17 protein-coding genes and 1 pseudogene are annotated in these 20,688 nt (G+C 62.1%); 14 read left to right on the top strand and 4 right to left on the bottom strand.

Annotated elements, in window-relative coordinates:
• Positions 1–4: 4 nt before the first annotated feature.
• From JYG34_RS17355 to JYG34_RS17320, 8 genes are all read left to right on the top strand, one after another.
• Positions 5–709, top strand: a complete 705-nt coding sequence (locus tag JYG34_RS17355; RefSeq protein ID WP_011534752.1) for a succinate dehydrogenase iron-sulfur subunit — start codon at positions 5–7, stop codon at positions 707–709.
• A 243-nt stretch (positions 710–952) separates the two neighbouring features.
• Positions 953–3,784 (top strand): 2-oxoglutarate dehydrogenase E1 component, encoded by a 2,832-nt coding sequence (locus tag JYG34_RS17350; RefSeq protein WP_213657599.1) that lies wholly within the window; start codon positions 953–955, stop codon positions 3,782–3,784.
• Positions 3,785–3,826: 42 nt separating this feature from the next.
• Positions 3,827–5,044 (top strand): 2-oxoglutarate dehydrogenase complex dihydrolipoyllysine-residue succinyltransferase, encoded by a 1,218-nt coding sequence (gene odhB, locus JYG34_RS17345; RefSeq protein WP_213657598.1) that lies wholly within the window; start codon positions 3,827–3,829, stop codon positions 5,042–5,044.
• A 95-nt stretch (positions 5,045–5,139) separates the two neighbouring features.
• The gene (gene lpdA, locus JYG34_RS17340) at positions 5,140–6,576 is read left to right on the top strand and encodes a dihydrolipoyl dehydrogenase (protein ID WP_011534749.1); all 1,437 of its coding nucleotides are present in this window, start codon (positions 5,140–5,142) and stop codon (positions 6,574–6,576) included.
• A 172-nt stretch (positions 6,577–6,748) separates the two neighbouring features.
• Positions 6,749–7,915: an ADP-forming succinate--CoA ligase subunit beta gene (gene sucC / locus JYG34_RS17335; protein WP_011534748.1), complete on the top strand. Its 1,167-nt coding sequence runs from the start codon at positions 6,749–6,751 to the stop codon at positions 7,913–7,915.
• Positions 7,915–8,799, top strand: coding sequence for a succinate--CoA ligase subunit alpha (gene sucD, locus JYG34_RS17330; protein WP_004376004.1), 885 nt, complete (start codon positions 7,915–7,917; stop codon positions 8,797–8,799). Before sucC ends, sucD begins: the two co-directional genes overlap by 1 nt.
• 377 nt (positions 8,800–9,176) lie before the next feature.
• Entirely contained in the window at positions 9,177–10,490 is a 1,314-nt protein-coding gene (gene brnQ / locus JYG34_RS17325; RefSeq protein WP_213657597.1) for a branched-chain amino acid transport system II carrier protein, read from the top strand.
• 214 nt (positions 10,491–10,704) lie between these two features.
• A complete protein-coding gene (locus JYG34_RS17320; RefSeq protein WP_213657596.1) occupies positions 10,705–11,454 on the top strand; it encodes a DUF599 domain-containing protein in 750 nt (249 codons plus the stop codon).
• Between the two features lie 68 nt (positions 11,455–11,522).
• Here JYG34_RS17320 and JYG34_RS17315 read toward each other — a convergent pair whose 3' ends face one another.
• Positions 11,523–11,789, bottom strand: a complete 267-nt coding sequence (locus JYG34_RS17315) for a hypothetical protein (RefSeq protein WP_011534745.1) — start codon at positions 11,787–11,789, stop codon at positions 11,523–11,525.
• 136 nt (positions 11,790–11,925) lie between these two features.
• On the opposite strand from JYG34_RS17315, the gene JYG34_RS17310 reads away from it, so the two are divergent.
• The 4 genes from JYG34_RS17310 (at position 11,926) to JYG34_RS17295 (ending at position 15,788) form a co-directional block, all read left to right on the top strand.
• Positions 11,926–12,402, top strand: a complete 477-nt coding sequence (locus JYG34_RS17310; protein ID WP_213657595.1) for a PaaI family thioesterase — start codon at positions 11,926–11,928, stop codon at positions 12,400–12,402.
• The gene (locus JYG34_RS17305; protein WP_213657594.1) at positions 12,399–12,857 is read left to right on the top strand and encodes a PaaI family thioesterase; all 459 of its coding nucleotides are present in this window, start codon (positions 12,399–12,401) and stop codon (positions 12,855–12,857) included. The genes JYG34_RS17310 and JYG34_RS17305 overlap by 4 nt, the downstream gene beginning before the upstream one ends.
• A 95-nt stretch (positions 12,858–12,952) precedes the next feature.
• Positions 12,953–14,860 (top strand): molecular chaperone HtpG, encoded by a 1,908-nt coding sequence (gene htpG, locus JYG34_RS17300; RefSeq protein WP_213657593.1) that lies wholly within the window; start codon positions 12,953–12,955, stop codon positions 14,858–14,860.
• 202 nt (positions 14,861–15,062) lie between these two features.
• The gene (locus JYG34_RS17295; RefSeq protein WP_213657592.1) at positions 15,063–15,788 is read left to right on the top strand and encodes a dienelactone hydrolase family protein; all 726 of its coding nucleotides are present in this window, start codon (positions 15,063–15,065) and stop codon (positions 15,786–15,788) included.
• 115 nt (positions 15,789–15,903) lie between these two features.
• Here the strand turns inward: JYG34_RS17295 and JYG34_RS17290 are convergent, their stop codons facing one another.
• Entirely contained in the window at positions 15,904–16,767 is an 864-nt protein-coding gene (locus JYG34_RS17290) for a pirin family protein (RefSeq protein ID WP_213657591.1), read from the bottom strand.
• Between the two features lie 268 nt (positions 16,768–17,035).
• Here JYG34_RS17290 and JYG34_RS26700 point away from each other — a divergent pair.
• A pseudogene (locus JYG34_RS26700) lies at positions 17,036–17,803 on the top strand (MCP four helix bundle domain-containing protein); the annotation flags it as partial.
• Positions 17,798–18,661, top strand: a complete 864-nt coding sequence (locus JYG34_RS26695; RefSeq protein WP_434011739.1) for a methyl-accepting chemotaxis protein — start codon at positions 17,798–17,800, stop codon at positions 18,659–18,661. The pseudogene JYG34_RS26700 and the gene JYG34_RS26695, both read left to right, overlap by 6 nt.
• A 104-nt stretch (positions 18,662–18,765) precedes the next feature.
• On the opposite strand, the gene fabB is transcribed toward JYG34_RS26695, so the two are convergent.
• A complete protein-coding gene (fabB, locus tag JYG34_RS17280; RefSeq protein WP_054884044.1) occupies positions 18,766–19,983 on the bottom strand; it encodes a beta-ketoacyl-ACP synthase I in 1,218 nt (405 codons plus the stop codon).
• 11 nt (positions 19,984–19,994) lie between these two features.
• On the bottom strand, positions 19,995–20,510 hold the full coding sequence (gene fabA, locus JYG34_RS17275; RefSeq protein ID WP_011534736.1) for a 3-hydroxyacyl-[acyl-carrier-protein] dehydratase FabA: 516 nt from the start codon (positions 20,508–20,510) through the stop codon (positions 19,995–19,997).
• Between the last annotated feature and the right edge of the window lie 178 nt (positions 20,511–20,688).

Raw genomic sequence — 20,688 nt, 5'->3', positions numbered from 1 at the left:
CGCTATGTTGCAAGTCGAAGTTTATCGTTACAACCCGGACACCGATTCGGCCCCCAAGATGCAGACCTTCCAGGTCGACACCGGCGGCAAGGATCTGATGGTCCTGGACGTGCTGGCGCTGATCAAGGAGCAGGACGAGGGCTTCTCGTACCGTCGCTCCTGCCGTGAAGGCGTGTGCGGTTCCGACGGCATGAACATCAACGGCAAGAACGGCCTGGCGTGCATCACGCCGCTGTCCGCTGTCGTAAAAGGTAACAAGTTGATCCTGCGCCCGCTGCCAGGTCTGCCGGTTATCCGTGACCTGGTCGTCGATATGAGCATCTTCTACAAGCAGTACGAGAAGGTGAAGCCGTTCCTGCAGAACGACACCCCGGCCCCGGCCATCGAGCGTCTGCAGTCGCCGGAAGATCGCGACAAGCTGGACGGTCTGTACGAGTGCATCCTGTGCGCCTGCTGCTCGACTTCCTGCCCATCGTTCTGGTGGAACCCGGACAAGTTCCTGGGCCCCGCCGCCCTGCTGCAGGCCTATCGCTTCCTGGCCGACAGCCGTGACACCAAGACCCAGGAGCGCCTGGCGTCCCTGGATGACCCGTTCAGCGTATTCCGCTGCCGCGGGATCATGAACTGCGTGAACGTCTGCCCGAAGGGTCTGAACCCGACCAAGGCGATCGGCCACGTACGTAACATGCTGCTGCAAAGCGGCACCTGATTCAAACGTTGTACCTGCAGTAAACCTCGGTGCGGGCGCCGCGCCCGCACTGAGGTAAACCCGAGCAAGGGCCCACAAAGCCCGCGCTCATTACCTATGAAGATATGAGACCAGCAGGGGCTTCCGGGCTGGTACCCGGAAAATCAGCAGGATCCAGGTGGCGTGGTTCAGTCGCTGTGTTCGGACTTTTCCAGGTTTGCTGTGGCTCTCGCCGATCAGTCCCCTAACCGAGGGTGACCAAGCATGCAAGAAAGCGTGATGCAGCGCATGTGGGATAGCGCCCACCTTTCAGGTGGTAACGCTGCATATGTGGAAGAGCTTTATGAGCTCTACCTGCACGACCCTAACGCTGTGCCAGAAGAGTGGCGCACTTACTTCCAGAAGTTGCCCGCCGACGGCAGCACCGCTACCGATGTATCGCACTCGACGATCCGCGACCATTTCGTACTGCTGGCAAAGAACCAGCGCCGCGCCCAACCGGTTTCCGCCGGGAGCGTGAGCAGTGAACACGAGAAGAAGCAGGTTGAAGTGCTGCGACTGATCCAGGCCTATCGTATGCGCGGCCATCAGGCTGCCAAGCTCGACCCGTTGGGGTTGTGGCAGCGTCCTGCGCCCGTAGACCTGTCGATCAATCACTACGGCTTGACCAATGCCGATCTTGATACGACCTTCCGTGCCGGCGACCTGTTCATCGGCAAAGAGGAAGCGAGCCTACGCGAAATCTTCGAAGCGCTGCAGAAGACATATTGTCGCACCATTGGCGCCGAGTTCACCCACATCGTCGATTCCGAGCAGCGCAGCTGGTTCCAGCAGCGCCTGGAAAGCGTACGTGGTCGTCCGGAATTCTCCGCCGATGTGCAGACCCATCTGCTCGAGCGCGTCACGGCCGGTGAGGGCCTGGAGAAGTACCTGGGCACCAAGTACCCGGGCACCAAGCGCTTCGGCCTCGAGGGTGGCGAAAGCCTGATCCCGATGCTGGACGAAATGATCCAGCGTTCCGGCTCCTACGGCACCAAGGAAGTCGTGATCGGCATGGCCCACCGTGGCCGCCTGAACGTGCTCGTCAACACCTTCGGCAAGAACCCGCGCGAGCTGTTCGACGAGTTCGAAGGCAAGAAGATGAACGAGCTGGGCTCCGGTGACGTGAAGTATCACCAGGGCTTCTCCTCCAACGTGATGACCCCCGGTGGCGAAGTCCACCTGGCCATGGCGTTCAACCCCTCTCACCTGGAAATCGTCTCGCCAGTGGTGGAAGGTTCGGTTCGCGCCCGTCAGGACCGTCGCAACGACACCGTGGGTGACAAGGTCCTGCCGATCTCGATCCACGGTGATGCTGCGTTCGCCGGCCAGGGCGTGGTCATGGAAACCTTCCAGATGTCGCAGACCCGCGGTTTCAAGACCGGCGGTACCGTGCACATCGTGATCAACAACCAGGTTGGTTTCACCATCAGCAACCCGCTGGACTCGCGTTCCACCGAGTACGCCACCGACGTTGCCAAGATGATCCAGGCGCCGATCCTGCACGTGAACGGCGACGATCCGGAAGCGGTGCTGTTCGTCACTCAGCTGGCCGTCGACTACCGCATGCAGTTCAAGCGTGACGTGGTCATCGACCTGGTCTGCTACCGTCGTCGCGGCCACAACGAGGCCGACGAACCCAACGGCACCCAGCCACTGATGTACCAGCAGATCAGCAAGCAGCGCACCACCCGTGAACTGTACGCCGACGCGCTGATCCAGGCCGGCCGCATCGATGCCGAGCGCGCCCAGGCCAAGATCGACGAGTACCGCAACGCGCTGGACAACGGCCTGCACGTAGTGAAGAGCCTGGTCAAGGAACCCAACCGCGAGCTGTTCGTCGACTGGCGTCCGTACCTGGGCCATGCCTGGACCGCGCGTCACGACACCCGCTTCGACCTCAAGACCCTTCAGGACCTGTCGGCCAAGCTGCTGGAACTGCCGGAAGGCTTCGTCGTCCAGCGCCAGGTGGCGAAGATCTACGAAGACCGCCAGAAGATGCAGGCCGGTGGCTTGCCGATCAACTGGGGCTACGCGGAGACCATGGCCTACGCCACGCTGCAGTTCGAAGGTCACCCGATCCGCATGACCGGCCAGGACATCGGCCGTGGCACCTTCTCGCACCGTCACGCGGTGCTGCACAACCAGAAGGACGCCAGCACCTACATCCCGCTGCAGAACCTGTTCCCGGGCCAACCGAAGTTCGAGCTGTACGACTCCTTCCTCTCGGAAGAAGCCGTGCTGGCCTTCGAATACGGCTACTCGACCACCACGCCGAACGCGCTGGTGATCTGGGAAGCCCAGTTCGGCGACTTCGCCAACGGTGCGCAAGTAGTGATCGACCAGTTCATCACCAGTGGCGAGCACAAGTGGGGCCGTCTGTGCGGGCTGACCATGCTGCTGCCGCACGGCTACGAAGGCCAGGGCCCTGAGCACTCGTCCGCGCGCCTGGAGCGCTACCTGCAGCTGTGCGCCGAGCACAACATCCAGGTTTGCGTACCGACCACCCCGGCACAGATCTACCACCTGCTGCGTCGTCAGGTCATCCGTCCGCTGCGCAAGCCGCTGATCGTGCTGACACCGAAATCGCTGCTGCGCCACAAGCTGGCCATCTCGACCTTGGAAGACCTGGCCGAAGGCTCGTTCCAGACCGTGATCCCGGAAATCGACACCCTCGATCCGGCCAAGGTCGAGCGCCTGGTGCTGGCCAGCGGCAAGGTCTACTACGACCTGCTGGAAAAACGCCGTGCCGAAGGCCGCGAAGACATCGCCATCGTGCGTATCGAGCAGCTGTATCCGTTCCCTGAGGACGACCTGGTCGAAATCCTCGCCCCTTACACCAACCTCAAGCATGCGGTCTGGTGTCAGGAAGAGCCGATGAACCAGGGTGCCTGGTACAGCAGCCAGCACCACATGCGCCGTATCCTGGGCCGCCACAACAAGGCGCTGGTCCTGGAATACGCCGGCCGCGACGCTTCCGCCGCGCCTGCCTGTGGTTACGCATCGAAGCACGCCGAACAGCAGGAAAAACTGCTGCAAGACGCGTTCACTGTCTAACGCTTTCGCGCACCTGAAACCGAATTTAAGGAAACACAGATAATGGCTATCGAGATCAAAGCCCCAACCTTCCCGGAATCGGTTGCCGATGGCACCGTTGCCACCTGGCACAAGCAGCCGGGCGACGCCGTCAAGCGTGACGAGCTGATCGTCGACATCGAGACCGACAAGGTCGTCCTGGAAGTCCTGGCCACCGCCGACGGCGTGCTGGGCGCCATCGTCAAGGGCGAGGGCGACACCGTCCTGTCCGACGAAGTCCTGGGCTCGATCGTTGAAGGTGGTGCTGCCACCGCAGCCGCTCCGGCCGCTGCGGCCGCTGCTGCTCCGGCTGCCGCTGCCGCCGACGCTGGCGAAGACGACCCGGTCGCCGCTCCAGCCGCGCGCAAGCTGGCTGAAGAGAACGGTATCGACCTGGCTACCGTTGCCGGCACCGGCAAAGGCGGTCGTATCACCAAGGAAGACGTGGTTGCCGCTGTCTCCAATAAAAAGTCGGCCCCGGCTCCAGCCGCCAAGCCTGCCGCTGCCGCCGCTGCTCCGGTTGTCGTTGCCGCTGGCGACCGCACCGAGAAGCGCGTACCGATGACCCGCTTGCGCGCCAAGATCGCCGAGCGTCTGGTCGAAGCACAGTCGAACATGGCCATGCTGACCACCTTCAACGAAGTCGACATGACCGAAGTCATGGCCCTGCGTTCGAAGTACAAGGACCTGTTCGAGAAGACCCACAACGGCGTGCGCCTGGGCTTCATGTCGTTCTTCGTCAAGGCGGCTACTGAAGCGCTGAAGCGCTTCCCGGCGGTCAACGCCTCGATCGACGGCAACGACATCGTCTACCACGGTTTCGCTGACGTCGGCGTCGCTGTTTCCAGCGACCGCGGCCTGGTGGTTCCGGTACTGCGCAACGCCGAATCGATGTCGCTGGCCGAGATCGAGAACGGCATCGCCACCTTCGGCAAGAAGGCCCGTGACGGCAAGCTGGCCATCGAAGAGATGACTGGCGGTACCTTCACCATCACCAACGGTGGTACCTTCGGCTCGATGATGTCGACCCCGATCGTCAACCCGCCGCAGGCCGCGATCCTGGGCATGCACAACATCATCCAGCGCCCGATGGCCATCAATGGCCAAGTGGTGATCCGCCCGATGATGTATCTCGCGCTGTCCTACGACCACCGCCTGATCGACGGCAAGGAAGCGGTAACCTTCCTGGTAACTATCAAGAACCTGCTGGAAGATCCGTCTCGCCTGCTGCTGGACATCTAACGCTCAGTTGCAAGCTGCAAGCGGCAAGCTTCAAGTAGAAGCGTGCTCGTCTTGCAGCTTGCAGCTTGCTGCTTGAAGCTAAAAAGGAATCTTTTATGACCCAGAAATTCGACGTGGTAGTGATTGGTGCAGGTCCTGGCGGCTACGTGGCCGCGATCAAGGCCGCACAGCTCGGCTTCAGCACCGCCTGCATCGAGAAATACACCGACGCCGAGGGCAAGCTGGCCCTGGGCGGTACCTGCCTGAACGTGGGTTGCATTCCTTCCAAGGCTCTGCTGGACAGCTCCTGGAAGTACAAGGAAGCCAAAGAGAGCTTCAACGTGCACGGCATCTCCACTGGCGAAGTGAAGATGGACGTTGCCGCGATGGTCGGCCGCAAGGCTGGCATCGTCAAGAACCTGACCGGTGGCGTCGCCACCCTGTTCAAGGCCAACGGCGTCACTTCGATCCAGGGCCACGGCAAGCTGCTGGCCGGCAAGAAGGTCGAAGTCACCAAGGCTGACGGCACCACTGAAATCATCGAAGCCGAGAACGTGATCCTGGCCTCCGGCTCGCGTCCGATCGACATTCCGCCGGCTCCGGTCGACCAGAACGTCATCGTCGACTCCACCGGCGCCCTGGAATTCCAATCGGTTCCCAAGCGCCTGGGCGTCATCGGCGCTGGCGTGATCGGCCTGGAGCTGGGTTCGGTCTGGGCTCGCCTGGGTGCCGAAGTCACTGTCCTGGAAGCCCTGGACACCTTCCTGATGGCTGCCGACACCGCCGTGTCGAAAGAAGCCCAGAAAACCCTGACCAAGCAAGGCCTGGACATCAAGCTGGGCGCTCGCGTCACCGGCTCGAAAGTCAACGGCAACGAAGTCGAAGTCACCTACACCAACGCCGAAGGCGAGCAGAAGATCACCTTCGACAAGCTGATCGTCGCGGTCGGCCGTCGTCCGGTGACCACCGACCTGCTGGCCGCCGACAGCGGCGTGACCATCGACGAGCGCGGCTACATCTTCGTCGACGATCACTGCGCTACCAGCGTACCGGGCGTCTACGCCATCGGTGACGTGGTGCGCGGCATGATGCTGGCGCACAAGGCCTCGGAAGAGGGCATCATGGTCGTCGAGCGCATCAAGGGCCACAAAGCCCAGATGAACTACGACCTGATCCCGTCGGTCATCTACACCCACCCGGAAATCGCGTGGGTCGGCAAGACCGAACAGGCGTTGAAAGCCGAAGGCGTTGAGGTTAACGTGGGCACCTTCCCGTTCGCGGCCAGCGGCCGTGCGATGGCAGCCAACGATACCGGCGGTTTCGTCAAGGTCATCGCCGACGCCAAGACCGACCGCGTACTGGGTGTTCACGTGATCGGCCCATCGGCTGCGGAGCTGGTGCAGCAGGGCGCGATCGCAATGGAATTCGGCACCAGTGCCGAGGACCTGGGCATGATGGTCTTCAGCCATCCGACCCTGTCCGAAGCGCTGCATGAAGCAGCGCTGGCGGTGAATGGCGGTGCCATTCACGTCGCCAACCGTAAGAAGCGTTAATTATAAGAAACCACGGCGGGCTGCCCGTCGTGGGTCTTGCGTGCAAGACTCACCGCGGAACGTCCGCCGGACCGGATCACACGGGAAAACCCGGGGTCAACGGTCACAGGTGGTGCGGCGCCAGTAATGGCGCAGCGCCGAAGCGCAGTACCTAACGAAGACGGTAAAAAGCATGAATCTTCACGAGTATCAGGGTAAGCAGCTGTTCGCTGAATACGGCCTGCCAGTTTCCAAGGGTTTCGCAGTCGATACCCCTGAGCAAGCGGCAGAAGCCTGCGACAAGATCGGCGGTTCGGAGTGGGTCGTCAAAGCCCAGGTCCACGCCGGTGGTCGCGGCAAAGCGGGCGGCGTAAAGCTGGTTCGCAGCAAGGAAGACGCCAAGGCGTTCGCTGCACAGTGGCTGGGCAAGAACCTGGTAACCTACCAGACCGACGCCAATGGTCAGCCAGTTTCCAAGATCCTGGTCGAATCCTGCACTGACATCGCCAAAGAGCTGTACCTGGGCGCTGTAGTGGACCGTTCGAGCCGCCGCATCGTGTTCATGGCTTCCACCGAAGGTGGCGTGGACATCGAGAAAGTCGCTCACGAGACTCCTGAGAAGATCCTCAAGGCCACCATCGATCCGCTGGTCGGCGCTCAGCCGTTCCAAGGTCGTGAACTGGCGTTCCAGCTGGGTCTGGAAGGCAAGCAAGTGCAACAGTTCGCCAAGATCTTCGTAGGCCTGGCCAAGCTGTTCAAGGATCACGATCTGGCCCTGCTGGAAGTGAACCCGCTGGTGATCAAGGCTGACGGCGACCTGCACTGCCTCGATGCCAAGATCAACATCGACGCCAACGCCATGTACCGTCAACCGAAGCTGAAGACCTTCCACGACCCGTCGCAGGACGACGCCCGTGAAGCCCACGCCGCCAAGTTCGAACTGAACTACGTGGCGCTGGAAGGCAACATCGGCTGCATGGTCAATGGTGCCGGCCTGGCCATGGGTACCATGGACATCGTCAACCTGCACGGCGGCAAGCCAGCCAACTTCCTCGACGTCGGCGGCGGCGCTACCAAAGAGCGCGTTACCGAAGCGTTCAAGATCATTCTGTCCGACAGCAATGTCGCGGCCGTCCTGGTCAACATCTTCGGCGGCATCGTTCGCTGCGACATGATTGCCGAAGGCATCATCGGTGCAGTGAAAGAAGTCGGCGTCAAAGTACCGGTCGTCGTTCGCCTCGAAGGCAACAACGCCGAACTGGGCGCTAAAGTACTGGCAGAAAGCGGTTTGAACATCATTGCGGCAACCAGCCTGACCGACGCTGCTCAACAAGTTGTCAAAGCTGCGGAGGGCAAGTAATGAGCGTCCTGATCAATAAAGACACCAAAGTCATCTGCCAGGGCTTCACCGGCTCGCAGGGTACTTTCCACTCCGAACAAGCCATCGCCTACGGCACCAAGATGGTCGGCGGCGTCACCCCAGGCAAGGGTGGCACCACCCACCTGGGCCTGCCGGTGTTCAACACCGTGAAAGAAGCCGTGGAAGCCACCGGCGCTGACGCGTCGGTCATCTACGTACCGGCTCCTTTCTGCAAGGACTCCATCCTGGAAGCCGCCTTCGGTGGCATCAAGCTGATCGTCTGCATCACCGAGGGTATCCCTACCCTCGACATGCTGGACGCCAAGGTCAAGTGCGACGAGCTGGGTGTAACGCTCATCGGCCCTAACTGCCCAGGTGTCATCACTCCGGGCGAGTGCAAGATCGGCATCATGCCAGGTCACATCCACCTGCCAGGCAAGGTCGGTATCGTTTCGCGTTCCGGCACCCTCACTTACGAAGCTGTGAAGCAGACCACCGACGCCGGTTTCGGCCAGTCGACCTGCGTCGGCATCGGCGGTGACCCGATCCCGGGCTCCAACTTCATCGACATCCTGAAGCTGTTCCAGGAAGACCCGAAGACCGAAGCGATCGTCATGATCGGTGAGATCGGCGGTTCCGCTGAAGAAGAAGCCGCGGCCTACATCAAGGCCAACGTGACCAAGCCTGTCGTCTCTTACATCGCCGGTGTTACCGCACCTGCGGGCAAGCGCATGGGCCACGCTGGCGCCATCATCTCTGGTGGCAAGGGCACTGCGGACGAGAAGTTCGCCGCCCTGCAGGACGCTGGTGTGAAAACCGTGCGTTCCCTGGCTGACATCGGCAAGGCCCTGGCCGAGCTGACTGGCTGGGAAGTCAAGAAGTAAGTAACACGTAGTACCCCCCACGCGCACAAAGGCCACCTTCGGGTGGCCTTTGTCGTTGTTGTAGGAGCGGCTCGGCGGTTTCGGAATATCCGATCACTGCTATCAGGGTTTTCAACCAGACATCTACCCAAATGAGCAATAAATTCTCGTCCAACACGTTCAACCAGACGACAAACACATACGCACATCGGACAAGCAGCACTGTGCCAGTGCGTTTGTCGGGTAAAACAGGTAGGCTACGCGTTCACTCTGTGCCCGTACCCCAAAAGGGAACGACACGCTAAACGGGTCTGGCTCACCAAGCCGGGCAGCATTTCCCTTAATCCTGTGGGAAATCCCTTCCGACTCCCGATTTCAGCAGTGTGGTATTTCCTTAAATGAAAGTGTTAAAAGGCCAGGATATCCTGGCGCTTGGCTTTATGACGTTTGCGCTTTTCGTAGGCGCCGGCAACATCATCTTCCCGCCCATCGTCGGCCTGCAATCCGGTCCGCACGTGTGGATGGCCGCGCTTGGCTTCCTGGTCACCGCCGTGGGCCTGCCGGTCATCACCGTGGTCGCCCTGGCCAAGGTCGGTGGCGGCATGGACGCCCTGAGCAGCCCGATCGGCAAGTTCTTCGGTGGCCTGCTGGCAGCCGTGTGCTACCTCTCGGTCGGCCCGCTGTTCGCCACCCCGCGCACCGCGACCGTCTCGTTCGAAGTGGGCGTGGCGCCGCTGACGGGTGAGAGCCCGCTGGCGTTGTTCATCTACAGCCTGGTCTACTTCCTGGTGGTGCTGGCAGTGTCGATGTATCCGGGCAAGTTGCTCGATACCGTTGGCCGCTTCCTCGCGCCGCTGAAGATCATCGCCCTGGCCGTGCTGGGTATCGCCGCCTTCGCGCTGCCTGCCGGTACCATCGGCGAGGCCCAGCCGCAGTATGTTGCTGCGCCGTTCTCGCAAGGCTTCATCAATGGCTACCTGACCATGGACACCTTGGGTGCGCTGGTCTTCGGTATCGTCATCGTCAACGCCATCCGCTCGCGTGGCGTGGAGTCGCCGAAGCTGATCACCCGCTACGCCATCATCGCCGGCCTGATCGCCGGTGTCGGCCTGGCCCTGGTGTATGTCAGCCTGTTCCGCCTGGGGGCTGGCAGCCATGAAATCGCCATGGGCGCCACCAACGGTGCCGCGGTGTTGCATGCCTACGTGCAGCATACTTTCGGCTCGCTCGGCAGTGGTTTCCTCGCCGTGCTGATCGCGTTGGCTTGCCTGGTGACTGCGGTCGGTCTGACCTGTGCTTGCGCCGAGTACTTCAGCCAGATCCTGCCGCTGTCGTACCGTGCCCTGGTGGTGATCCTCGCCGGCTTCTCGCTGCTGATCTCCAACCTTGGCCTGACCAAGCTGATCATGTTCTCGATCCCTGTGCTGACGGCCATCTACCCGCCATGCATCGTGGTGGTGGGCTTGAGCTTCGTCAAGGACCTGTGGAATTCGCCAGTGCGTATCCTGGCCCCGGTCATGCTGGTGTCGCTGGTGTTCGGCATGGTCGACGCCATCAAGGGCAGCAGCCTGGCGCACATGCTGCCGGACGCCATGGCCCACCTGCCGCTGAGCGATCAGGGCCTGGCCTGGCTGGTGCCTTCGGTCATCACCCTGGGCCTGGCCGTGGTCTGCGACCGCATGCTCGGCAAGCCGCGCGAGGCGCTGGCTTGATGGATTGAAGCCCGAAGGGTGGGCGCCGGCCACAAGCCGAAGGGCGTCCGCCACTGGTGGATATCGAAACCCCGCTTCCGTGAAGGAGCGGGGTTTTTTGTTGCCTGTAGCGATACTGCCGCAGGCTTGCCCTGCGATTTTTATTCGATAGCGTGTCTTTTACCGCTACCAGGCGTCGAAAACCGGTCTGTTTCTCTTTCTATGGGATGCTTGCATGACCTTCATCCAAAACAACCTGGGCAACCTGCTGGCCGCGTTGTGGTTCGCCATCTGCTGGGGTGGCTACACCCGCTACGCCATCTGGAAGGGCCGCGACACGGCCTGCCTGGCCAGCGTGCTGCACCTGTACCGCGAGGACTGGATGCGCCGCATGCTGCTGCGCGACAACCGCATCGCCGATGCCAGCGTGATCGGCAACCTCGAGCGCAATGCCTCGTTCTTCGCCTCCAGCACGCTGATCATCCTGGCCGGCATTCTCACCGTGCTCGGAGCGTCCGATCGCGCCTTGTCGCTGCTGGCCGACCTGCCGTTGGTGCAGCAGGCCTCCCAGGGCATGTCGGAGATCAAGCTGCTGTGCCTGGCGATGGTCTTCGTCTATGCCTTCTTTACCTTCAGCTGGTGCATGCGCCAATACAACTTCGCCGCGGTGCTGGTAGGGTCGGCGCCGATGATCGGCGAACGTCAGGTCAGCGAGCAGGAGCGCAGGGCATTCGCCTCGCGAGCGGCGCGGGTGCTATCGCTGGCGGCCAACCAGTTCAACCTTGGGCTGCGTTCCTATTACTTCGGCATGGTCATGTTGTGCTGGTTCATCAGCCCCTGGTTGTTCATGGTCATGAGCGTGGCCGTGGTGTTTATTCTTTATCGCCGCGAATTCCATTCCCATGTGCTGGAAGTCATGGTGTTCACGCCAACGGAAAATGTCCCCACCGAGTTGCCCAGGGAAACTTCGGGGGCGCCCAACTGAAACGTTTCAAGCAAAAGTGACAGGCATAAAAAAACCCGACGTGAGTCGGGTTTTTCCGTTCTGGTCGATTACTGCTTGGCCGGCTCGGCTGGAGCAGTTGGCGCGGCCGGAGCGGCTTCCTCGGCGGCCTTCTGCTGCGCTTCGGCCTGATCTTTGGCGGCTTCGGCGTTTTCCTTGGCGGCTTCGTTCATCTTATCCTGAGCTTCGCCCATTTTTTCCTGGGCTTGCTCGGCGTGTTGCTGTGCGTCCTGGGCTTTGTCTTCGCTCGCCTTGTCGCAAGCAGCCAGGCCCATGGCAGCGGCCAGCATCAGAGCAAAAGCAAAAGGTTTACGCATGGGGTGTATCTCCTGGGTGGAATAACTTTACTTGTTCCTTCGAGTTCACCCCGGGTGAATAAGTTCCACAAAGGTTACAGATATATAACTGCCCGACCTATATAGACTTTTTACCGAATTTATGCAGCGGTGGACAATGAACGAGACCCCATTGACGGCAATGGCCGAGCGTTTTCTCTCAGCCTTGAAACATTGCCAGTTACTGCAGATGCGCGTGCACCATGCCGACGCGCAGGGCATGACCCTGGTGCTGCCCTGGTCGCCGGCCATTGTCGGCAACCCGCAGACCGGGGCGGTGCATGGGGGCGCCTTGACCACCCTGATGGACACCACCTGCGGCATGGCCACCCTGTGCGCGCTGCCGCGCTTCGAGGTGTGCCCGACCCTGGACCTGCGCATCGACTACATGCACCCGGCCGAAGCGGGCAAGGACATCTATGGCCACGCCCAGTGCTATCGGGTCACCCGCGATGTGATCTTCACCCGTGGCAGCGCCTACCAGGACGACCCTGATCAACCCATTTGCCAGGTGGTCGGCACCTTCATGCGCCTGGGGGCGGAGGTCAAGGGTGGCATTCGGTTCGGCAACAGCCTGAAGGAGCCGCGCGAATGATCCCCGCAGACGTCCGCCAGCAATTGAACGCCGCCCATGCGCGCGGCGACTACCGGCCCTTGCTGGCGCTGATTCCCTATGCCGGGTTGATCGGCATCGAGTGCGAGCGCCAGGGCGACGACCTGTTGTTCCGCCTGCCGGCCAACCCGGACAACATCGGCAACCCGTTGCTGCCGGCCATTCATGGTGGCGTGATCGCCGGTTTCATGGAGCTGTCCGCGGCGCTGTACCTGTTGATCTACAGCGAAAGCGCAAGCATTCCCAAGATCATCGATTTCTCCATCGACTACCTGCGTGCCGGGCACTTTCGCGACACCTATGCCCAGTGCCAGTTGTGGCGCCAGGGCCGACGCGTGACCAATGTCGCCATCACCGCCTGGCAGGGGGATCGCGAGGCCCCCATCGCCACGGCGCGGGCGCATTTCAAGATAGAACCTGAAAAGCCCTTGAAATAGTCGGCCATGCCCCCATCTGCTGGTCATCCGCCATTGAAAGCAGGCCTTTTTTGTCCGCCAGGCGTCACCAACCAACAGATTGGAGTTTGAAGACCATGAGTGTGGAGACTCAAAAAGAAACCCTGGGCTTCCAGACCGAGGTGAAGCAACTGCTGCACCTCATGATCCATTCCCTGTATTCGAACAAGGAGATCTTCCTGCGCGAGCTGATCTCCAACGCCTCCGACGCCGCCGACAAGCTGCGCTTCGAGGCCCTGGCCAAGCCCGAGCTGCTCGAAGGCGACGCCGAGCTGAAGATTCGCGTGAGCTTCGACAAGGCCGCCAATACCGTGACCCTCGAGGATAACGGCATCGGCATGAGCCGCGAAGACGTCATCGCGCACCTGGGCACCATCGCCAAGTCCGGCACCGCCGACTTCATGAAGAACCTCACCGGTGACCAGAAGAAGGATTCGCACCTGATCGGCCAGTTCGGCGTGGGCTTCTACTCCGCGTTCATCGTCGCCGACAAGGTCGACGTGTTCAGCCGTCGCGCCGGCCTGCCGGCTGCTGAGGGCGTGCACTGGTCGTCGAAAGGCGAGGGCGAGTTCGAAGTCGCCACCGTCGACAAGCCAGAGCGCGGTACCCGCATCGTCCTGCACCTGAAAAAGGGCGAGGACGAGTTCGCCGATGGCTGGCGCCTGCGCAACATCGTCAAGAAGTACTCCGACCACATCGCCCTGCCGATCGAACTGCCGAAGGAGCAGCCTGCGGCCGCCGAAGGCGAGGAGCAGCCGGCGCAGGAGTGGGAAACCGTCAACCGCGCCAGCGCCCTGTGGACCCGTCCGCGCACCGAAGTGAAGGACGAGGAGTACCAGGAGTTCTACAAGCACATCGGCCATGACTTCGAGAACCCGCTGTCCTGGAGCCACAACAAGGTCGAAGGCAAGCTTGAGTACAGCTCGTTGCTGTACGTGCCGGCCCGTGCGCCGTTCGACCTGTACCAGCGCGAAGCACCACGTGGTCTGAAGCTGTATGTGCAGCGTGTGTTCATCATGGACCAGGCCGAGTCGTTCCTGCCGCTGTACCTGCGCTTCATCAAGGGTGTTGTCGATTCCAACGACCTGTCGCTGAACGTCTCCCGCGAGATCCTGCAAAAAGACCCGATCATCGACTCGATGAAGAATGCGCTGACCAAGCGTGTGCTGGACATGCTGGAGAAGCTGGCGAAGGACAAGCCCGAGGAATACAAGGGCTTCTGGAAGAACTTCGGCCAAGTCATGAAAGAAGGCCCGGCCGAAGACTTCGCCAACAAGGAGAAGATTGCCGGCCTGCTGCGCTTCGCCTCCACCCAGGACGACAGCGGCGAGCAGAGCGTCGCCCTGGCCGACTACCTGGCGCGCGCCAAGGAAGGCCAGGACAAGATCTACTTCCTGACGGGCGAATCCCATGCCCAGGTCAAGAACAGCCCGCACCTGGAAGTCTTCCGCAAGAAAGGCATCGAAGTGCTGCTGCTGACCGACCGCATCGACGAGTGGCTGATGAGCTACCTCAACGAGTTCGATGGCAAGGCTTTCGTCGATGTCGCCCGTGGCGACCTGGACCTGGGCAAGCTGGATTCTGAAGAGGACAAGAAAGCCCAGGAAGAAGTCGCCAAGGACAAAGAGGGCCTCGTCGAGCGCCTGAAGGGCGCACTGGGTGACAGCGTCGCTGAAGTGCGCGTGTCGCACCGTCTGACCGACTCCCCGGCGATCCTGGCCATCGGCGAGCAGGACCTGGGCCTGCAGATGCGTCAGATCCTTGAGGCCAGCGGGCAGAAGGTGCCGGATTCGAAGCCGATCTTCGAGTTCAACCCGACCCACCCGCTGATCGAGAAACTCGATGGCGAGCAGAGCGAAGACCGCTTCGCGGAGCTTTCGCATATCCTGTTCGACCAGGCGGCGCTGGCGGCCGGTGACAGCCTGAAGGACCCGGCAGCCTACGTTCGTCGGCTGAACAAGCTGTTGGTCGAGCTGTCTGCTTGAGTTGATGCAAACAAAGCCCGCTTCGGCGGGCTTTTTTTTATTGAGGGGGTTTGTCTGTTTCCTGTGGGAGCGGGTTTACCCGCGAAGCCTGCGCTACGGTGCATGGCACCGGCTTCGCCGGTGTTCGCGGGTAAACCCGCTCCTACAGGTCTTGTGCAAAATCAGGCCTCATGTTTTCCCGTGCAAGCCCAAGGAGAGCTGAATGAGCAAGGTCATCGTCGAGTCGCTGGTCTATCACCTGTCTGGCAAGGCTTATGAAAGCCGCCTGGTCTACGCCCCGGGCGCGCTGCCGCAGCCGGGCCTGGTGATGGCGCCGAACTGGATGGGTATCGGCGAGGGTGCCGAACGTATCGCCAAGGAAGTAGCCGAGCAAGGCTATGTGGTGCTGATCGCCGACCTCTACGGGCAGTCGGTGCGCCCCTCCAATGCTGACGAGGCAGGCGCGGCGATGATGCCGCTGAAGAACGACCGCGGCGAACTGCGCAAGCGCATGCAGGAGGCGCTGGCGCAACTGGTGGGGCAGTCGAAGGCTTTGCTGGAGCCCGGCAAGGTGGCTACCTTCGGCTTCTGCTTCGGCGGCTGTTGTGCTCTGGAGCTGGCCCGCACCGGTGCTGACCTGAAGGCTGCGGTTTCATTCCATGGCACCCTGGACACGCCAAACCCGGAGGATGCCAAGCGCATCAAGGGTTCGGTGCTGGTCCTTCATGGCGCCTCCGACCCGCTGGTGCCCAAAGAGCAGCTACCGGCCTTCGAGGAGGAGATGAACGCCGCCAAAGTCGACTGGCAGTTGCTCAGCTACGGCGGTGCGGTGCACTCGTTCACCGACCCGAATGCCAACGTGCCGGGCAAGATGCAGTACGACCGACGCACATCGGAGCGGGCATTCCGCGCGATGCATAACCTGCTCAAGGAAGTGTTCCAGCGCTGATACCGCAAGGGGCCGCTTTGCGGCCCTTTCGCGGCACAAGGCCGCTCCTACAGGGGGACGCGTATTTCTGTAGGAGCGGCCTTGTGCCGCGAAAGGGCTGCAACGCAGCCCCAATTCAGCGAGGCAACTCGATTCTGGAAGTTTCCCCCGGCACCGTCGGCCAATCCCCCGCAGCCCACTTGGCCCGCGCTCGCTCGATCAGCTGCGCATCACTGGCCACAAAATTCCAGTTCATCCGCCGCGGCCCATCCAGCGGCGCGCCGCCAATCAGCACCATCTGGCATTCTTCCTCGGCATACAGCGTCACCTCTTCCCCTTCCGGCAGTACGATCATGCTGCAGGCTTCGACCTGCTCGCCGTTCATGAGCAGCTCACCGTCCAGCAGATACAGTGCTCGCTGCACATGTTCGTCGGGCACCACCAGCGTCGTGGCCGATTGCATGTGCACGTGGGCATACAGGGTAGGGGAGAGCACCGGTACTGGCGACTCCAGGCAAAAACCATTGCCGGCAATCATGCGGATCTGCACGCCGAGGCTGTCACTGACCGGCAGGCTCGCCGCCGGATGATGGCTGTAGCTCGGCATACCCTGCTCGTGCTCGCGGGGCGAGGCCAACCAGACCTGCAGCCCATGCAGGCGCGAGCCCTTGCGCAGCACGTCGGCGGGCGTGCGCTCCACATGAGCCACGCCGGCGCCCGCAGTCATCCAGCTGACTTCGCCCGGTCGAACGCGCTGGTCCGACCCCAGGCTGTCCTTGTGCTGGATCTCGCCCTCGAACAGATAGGTGAGGGTCGACAGGCCGATGTGCGGGTGCTGGCGAATATCCATGCCGCTGCCGGGGGCGTATTCGGTCTCGAGCATATGGTCGAAGAATACGAACGGGCCGACGCTACGGCATTGAGCCGCTGGTAACGGGCGCAGGATCGGCTGGCCCTCGACCGATTCGGCGCGTGGACGGATGACCAAGGGGCTGCTCATGAAGAAACTCCGAACGGCGAGGGGAGGGTGCTCCAAGCATAACGGTTCACAGGTAGGCACTGAACCTCTGGTGAGCGCTGTATGGCCTGCGGCACCTCTGAGTGGCAAGTTGTTGGGCAATTTCCTTGCAGTGCAGCAAAAAGTCACAAAATAGTGCGAATACACGTGATATGGCGCTTTGATATCGCGTTTTTGTCTTACGCAAATTCACGGCGGCCCGATACCTTCTATAGGCGACGGATCTACACACTTCGGGAAGGAGCCTGGAATGAGCCTTAGACGCTTGAACATCGCCCCCCGCGCGGGCCTGGGCTTTGGCCTGATGGCTTTGCTGGTGGTGGCGCTGGGCGGTTTCGCGCTGCAGCAGATGACCAGCATGCGCCAGCAGTCCGAGCAGGTGGACGACAACTGGCTGCCCAGCGTGATCTCGGTCGGCCGGATGACCCAGGACATGCTGCGTATCCGTGCCCTCACCCTGAGGCTGCTGGTCAACACCGACCCGGTCGCGCAACAGCAGAACCGTGCCCGCATCGACGAGATCAAGACCGGTCTGGTGCAGGCTCAGCAGCGTTACGACGCGTTGATCGTGCTGCCTGAAGAGCGTGCGCTGTTCGACCGCTACCAGGGGCTGGAGCGCCAATACATGACCCTGCAGGGCCAGGTGGTGCAGTTGGCCACCGAAGGCCGTATCGACGCGGCGGCCACACTGGTCAATGGCGAGATCAACCAGATCGCCGACCAGATGACCGCGGCGCTCAACGAGCTGATCGAGCTGAACAACCACCATGCCAACACCGCCACCGACCTCGCCGAGGCGGTGTACAACGGTGCGAAGGTCTGGGTCGGGGTGCTGCTGGTGATTGCCCTGACCCTCACGGTGGTGCTGGCCCTGGCCCTGACCCGCAGTATCGTGCGCCCGCTGGGGCAATCGCTGCAGGTGGCCGAGACAGTGGCCACGGGTGACCTTACGCCACAGATCGTCGTGCAGGGGGATGACGAGCCCGCGCGGCTGCTGGCAGCGCTCAAGAGCATGCAACAAAGCCTGCGCAGTACCATCGGGCAGATTTCCGATTCGGCCAGCCAACTGGCCTCGGCGTCCGAGGAACTCAGCGCGGTGACCGAAGATGCCACGCGTGGCTTGCAGCAGCAGAGCCAGGAGATCGAGCAGGCGGCGACTGCCGTCAACCAGATGACTGCCGCGGTGGAGGAGGTGGCCAGCAATGCCGTGGCGACGTCCGAGGCGTCCCAGGCATCCGATCGCATCGCCCGGGAGGGGCGCCAGCAGGTCCAGGCGACAGTGATCGCCATCGAGACGCTGGCCAGTGGCGTGGCGGGCAATGCCGAGGAGGTCGGTCGGCTGGCTCAGCAAGTACACGACATCAGCAAGGTGCTGGATGTGATCGGCTCGATCGCCGAGCAGACCAACCTGTTGGCGCTCAATGCGGCCATCGAAGCGGCCCGGGCCGGCGAGGCCGGGCGCGGGTTCGCCGTGGTCGCTGACGAAGTGCGCGCGCTGGCTCACCGCACGCAGACCTCCACCCATGAAATAGAACAGATGATCGTTGCCATTCGTGGTGGCGCCGAACGTGCGGTGCAGGGAATGCAGCAGAGCGATGCCCAGGCCCGCTCTACGCTCGACGGCGCCCATGCGGCGGGAGCGGCGCTGGAGGCCATTGCTGGCGCCATCGGCCAGATCAACGAGCGCAACCTGGTGATCGCCAGCGCGTCGGAGCAACAGGCTCAGGTGGCGCGGGAGGTGGACCGCAACCTGACCACCATCCGTGACCTGGCGCACCAATCGTCGGCGGGGGCCGAGGAGACCTCGGCGGCCAGCCAGGCGCTGTCGCGGCTGGCGGTGGACCTCAACACCCTGGTGCAGCGGTTCTCGGTGTAGGAGCGGCCTTGTGCCGCTCCTGCAGAGACCATTGCATTGTCTGATGGCAAAAACAAAAACGCCCGGACTCAAGTCCGGGCGTTTTTGTTCAGCGGGTCAACCGATCACTTGCCTTCCCAGCGCTTGAGCACCAGGGTGGCGTTGGTGCCACCGAAGCCGAAGCTGTTGCTCATCACGGTGGTGAGCTTGGCGTCTTCGGTCTTGCGCACGATCGGCAGGTCGGCCACTTCCGGGTCCAGCTCGTCGATGTTGGCGGAGCCGGCGATGAAGTTGTTTTCCATCATCAGCAGGCAGTAGATCGCCTCGTGCACGCCCGCGGCGCCCAGCGAGTGGCCCGAGAGGCTCTTGGTCGAGCTGATCTTCGGTGCCTTGTCGCCGAACACTTCACGCACGCCTTTCATCTCAGCGACGTCGCCGACGGGCGTGGAGGTGCCGTGGGTGTTCAGGTAGTCGATCGGGGTGTCGACGGTGGACAGCGCCTGCTGCATGCAACGGATCGCGCCTTCGCCGCTTGGTGCGACCATGTCGTAGCCGTCGGAGGTTGCGCCGTAGCCGACGATCTCGGCATAGATCTTGGCGCCACGGGCCAGGGCGTGTTCCAGCTCCTCGACCACCACCATGCCGCCGCCGCCGGCGATGACGAAGCCATCACGGTCGGCGTCGTAGGCGCGCGAGGCCAGCTCCGGGGTTTCGTTGCGCTTGGTCGACAGGGCGCCCATGGCGTCGAACAGGAACGACTGGCTCCAGTGCTCTTCTTCGCCGCCACCGGCGAAGACGATGTCCTGCTTGCCCCACTGGATCTGCTCCAGGGCGGTGCCGATGCAGTGTGCGGAAGTGGCACAGGCCGACGAAATCGAGTAGTTGATGCCCTTGATCTTGAACGGGGTGGCCAGGCACGCCGACACGGTGCTGCCCATGGTGCGGGTGACACGGTACGGGCCGACACGCTTGACGCCTTTCTCGCGCAGGGTGTCCAGGGCTTCCATCTGGTTCAGCGTGGAGGCGCCACCGGAACCGGCGACCAGGCCGGTCCGTGGGTTGGAGATCTGCTCTTCGGTCAGGCCGGCGTCCTTGATCGCGTCCTGCATGGCGAGATACGCGTAGGCGGCGGCGTGGCCGACGAAGCGATAGACCTTGCGGTCGATCAGCTCTTCCAGATTCAGGTCGATGGAGCCGGAAACCTGGCTACGCAGCCCCATTTCCTTGTATTCCGGGTTGTAACGGATACCCGGACGGCTGTTGCGCAGGTTTTCGGTGACGGTAGCTTTGTCATTGCCCAGGCACGATACGATGCCCAGACCAGTGATCACGACGCGGCGCATGCGAATAACCCTTAGAAATTGTCAGTGGAGGTGAACACGCCGACCCGCAGGCCTTCGGCGGTGTAGATCTCGCGACCGTCGACGCTGACCGAGCCATCGGCGATGGCCATGTTCAGCTTGCCCTTCAGGACGCGCTTGATGTGAATGTTGTAGGTGACTTTCTTGGCGGAGGGTAGTACCTGGCCGAAGAATTTCACTTCGCCCGAACCCAGCGCCCGGCCACGGCCCGGCAGGCCTTGCCAGCCGAGGAAGAAACCGACCAACTGCCACATGGCGTCAAGGCCCAGGCAGCCCGGCATCACCGGGTCGCCTTCGAAGTGGCAGGCGAAGAACCACAGGTCCGGATTGATATCCAGCTCGGCGACCAATTCACCTTTGCCGAACTTGCCGCCTTCCTCGCTGATGTGAGTGATGCGATCGACCATCAGCATGTTCGGGGCGGGCAGTTGCGCGTTACCGGGGCCGAACAGCTCACCGCGACTGCAGCGCAGCAGGTCTTCCCGGGTAAAGGCGTTTTGTTTGGTCATGCGAGCTCCTCAATAACCCCCTGTGGCAGGGGATGAATCTTCCCGGCCGGCCCGAAGCGCTTTGCATTCGAGGCGGCAGCCTACAGGTAGACTATTGCGTTGTGGTGAAAGTCACAGCGCACCTGGCAAAAAGAGTACAGGTGTGCACTGAAATGTTATTTTCAGGCCCAGCGGCGGT

The sequence above is a fragment of the Pseudomonas entomophila genome (assembly GCF_018417595.1).
Lineage (GTDB): Bacteria > Pseudomonadota > Gammaproteobacteria > Pseudomonadales > Pseudomonadaceae > Aquipseudomonas > Aquipseudomonas entomophila_C.
The sequence above is the reverse complement of the archived record's forward strand: the minus strand, read 5'-3'. Positions and strand labels throughout refer to the sequence as shown.